This window comes from Inquilinus sp. YAF38, from assembly GCF_052113205.1.
Lineage (GTDB): Bacteria > Pseudomonadota > Alphaproteobacteria > DSM-16000 > Inquilinaceae > Inquilinus.
In genome coordinates, this window is record NZ_JBFRCU010000185.1 from 1 (window position 1) to 3,322 (window position 3,322).

1 protein-coding gene is annotated in these 3,322 nt (G+C 71.8%); it reads right to left on the reverse strand.

What is annotated here, in order from left to right:
• On the reverse strand, positions 1–3,278 hold a 3,278-nt coding region (locus AB4Z01_RS36010), incomplete at its 3' end, for a condensation domain-containing protein (RefSeq protein ID WP_441701629.1).
• Between the last annotated feature and the right edge of the window lie 44 nt (positions 3,279–3,322).

Here is a 3,322-nt window from a genome sequence, read left to right on the forward strand (position 1 = left end):
TAGAGCTCGCCCGCCACGCCCACCAGCACCGGCTGCAGCCGCCCGTCCAGCACATAGGCCCGGCGGTCCCCCACCGGACGGCCGATCGGCACATAGGCCCCGTCGCAGGCCGTCTCGGCATTCCCCTTCCACACCAAAGGCGTCACCACCGCCTCGGTCGGGCCATACCCGTTGATCAAGGCCCGCGGTCGCAAAGCCCGACGCACTCGGTCGTACCCCGCCGCTGGCATCGCCTCCCCACCGAAGGAGTAGAGGTCGACCGGCGGGCAGCTGCCGGTCTGCTCGGCCCAGGCGGCCATCTCGTTGATGTAGACCGGCGGGAAGCCGGCATTGGTGACGCCGTGCCGGCCGATCGCCGCCAGCGTCTTCTCCGCCGACCACAGACTCTCGTCGCGCAGCACCAGGCTGGCACCGCAGGTCAGCGCGGTCAGCCAGCGCTCATGCGCGCCGTCGAAGCTGAAGGCGATGAAATGGAACTCGCGCGAGCTCTCGTCCATGTCGTAGAGCGGCGCGGTCACCCGGCAATGCATGGCCAGCGGGCCGTGGGCGACGGCGACGCCCTTGGGCTTGCCGGTCGACCCCGAGGTGTAGACCACATAGGCCAGGTTCTCGGCATGCAGCGCCACCGCCGGCCCCGCCTCGGCCTCGGCCTCGGCCTCCCCCGCCTCGACCAGGAGGCGCTCCAGACCCTGCGGCAGCCGCTCGACCAGCGACGCCTGGGTCAGCACCAGCCGCAGCCCGCTGTCGGCCGCCACCTCGGCCAGCCGCGCTGCCGGTGCATCCGGCGCCAGCGGCACATATGCGCCGCCCGCCTTCAGCACYGCCAGCAACGCCACCAGCAGCTCCACCGACCGCTCCAGCACCACCCCGACCAGAACGTCCGATCCGACGCCAGCCCGCACCAGACGGTGCGCCAAGTGATTGGCCCGACGATCCAGCTCGCCCCGGCTGACCTCGCGGTCGCCGAAGATCACCGAGGTCCGGCCCGGCTCCGCCGCCGCCCAATGGGCGATCCAGTCCTGCACCGAGCGATACGGCTCGGCCTCGTGGGGCTCGATCTGCCAGGCCGTGATCTGGGCGAGTTCCGCCTCCGCCAAAAGCGACAGGGACCCGAGGACAGCGCCCTCATCCCCGGCCAGGCGGTCGAGCAGCGTGTCGAGATGGCAGGCCAGCGCCTCGATCTGCGCTGGCGCGAAGGCATCGCGACGATAGCCATAGGCGATGTCAAGCGTATCGCCGGCCTGGACCGCCAGCGACAGCGGGTAGTGCGTCGCCTCCACTGTCTCCGCCGCCACCACTCGCAGGTCGCCGCCGGCGCGCGCGGCACGGTCGATCGGGTAGTTCTCGAACACCAGCAGCGTGTCGAACAGGCCGCCCTGGCCGCCCCAGCGCTGGATATCCGCCAGCGGCGTGTGCTCGTGCTCGTGCAACGCCAGCATGGCGTCCTGCACCTGGCGCAGCCAGTCGCCGACCCGGGCCTCGGGGTCCGGCTGCTGGATCACCGGCAGGGTGTTGATGAACAGGCCCAGCAGCGTCTCGGCCCCCGGCAGCTCGACCGGACGGCCGGCGACGGTGGCGCCGAAGGCGACGGTGGGCTGGCCGGTGTAGCGTGACAGCAGCAGCGCCCAGGCACCCTGCACCAGGGTGTTCAGAGTGATGCGCTGATGGCGGCAGAAGGCAGCCAGTCGCGTCGTGCGGCCGGCGTCGCGGCAGGTGGCGAGGACGCCGTGCCCGTCGCCCTTCTGCGCCGGGGCTGGCAGCGCGTCGGCCAGCCGGGTCGGTGTCTCCAGCCGAGCCAACTCGCCGCGCCAGAACGCCTCGTCCGCCGCGGCATCGCGGCCGGCCAGCCAGGCGATGTGGTCGCGGTAGCGGCCCGGTCCGACAGCCGGCGCCGCGCCGTGATACTGCGACAGCACCTCGCCGATCAGCCGCGACGTGCTCCAGCCATCCATCAGGATGTGGTGGAAGGTCCAGACCAGCCGGTGCTGGCCCTCGGCCATCTGCAGCAGCAGCACCCGCATCAGCGGCGGTGCCGACAGATCAAAGCCGCGCTCGCGCTCCCAGCGAGCGATCTCGGCGATCCCCGGCTCGTCGAGGCCGTGTCCGTCGCGGATCTCGACCGGCACGGGGACGCTGCGCCGCACCAGCTGCAGCGGCGCGGTCAGGGCGCCGTCCCACAGGAAGCCGGTGCGCAGGATGTCGTGCTGTTCGATCGCGGCCTCCCAGGCGCGGGCGAAGCGGCCGGCGTCGAGCGGCCCGTCGAAGGTCGCCAGCACCTGGTTGACGTAGAGCCCGGTCTCCGGCGCGTGCAAGGCGTGAAACAGCAGACCCTGCTGCATCGGCGACAGCGGATAGGCGTCGGCGATCTCCGCGGCCGGAACCGGCAGGGCGTCGATCTGGGCCTGGCTCAGCCCGGCCAGAGGCAGGTCCGACGGGGTCAGACGCTCTGGCCTGTCGGTGGCGACAGTCGAGGCCGGACCGGATGCCGGCGCCGTCCCCCGGCGCGCCGCCGCGGCCAGGGCCCGCACGGTCTGGTGCTGGAAGGTGTCGCGGAGGGTCAGGATCAGCCCTTGGCGCCGAGCCCGGGCGATTACCTGCAGGGAGAGGATGGAGTCTCCGCCCCGATCGAAGAAGTTGTCATCCCGGCCCACTTGGCGCAGGCCTAGCACCTCCGCCCAGATCCTCGCGATCGCCTGCTCCGCCTCGCCCTCCGGCTCGGCCAGTGTCTCGGCTTCGCTCTCCCATTCCGGCTCAGGCAACGCCTTCCGGTCCAGCTTGCCGTTGGCCGAGAGCGGCAGACGCTCCAGCCACAGCAGGCGCGACGGCACCATGTACTCCGGCAGGAGGGCCGCGAGGTGCTGCTTCAGCCCCGCCTCGTCGGGCTGCGCCTCGCCGGAGACATAGCCGACCAGCCGCCCCTCGCGCAGCACCACCACCGCATCCCGGATGCCGGGATAGGCGCGCAAGCCCGCCTCGATCTCGCCGAGCTCGATCCGCAGGCCCCGCAGCTTCACCTGATGGTCCAGCCGGCCGAGATACTCGATCGCCCCGTCCGCGCGACGCCGCACCAGATCGCCCGAGCGGTACATCCGGCTGCCCGGTGGACCCTGCGGGTCCGGCACGAACCGGTCCGCCGTCAGGTCCGGACGGCCCAGATAGCCCCGCGCCAGGTTCACCCCGGCGATGTACAGCTCTCCCGACACACCTTCCGGCACCGGGTTCAGATCGGCATCGAGAATGTGGATCCGGGTGTTGGCGATGGCATGCCCGATCGGCACGCTGGTCTGTCCAGGCTCGGGCCTGCAGGCCCAGACGGTCACGT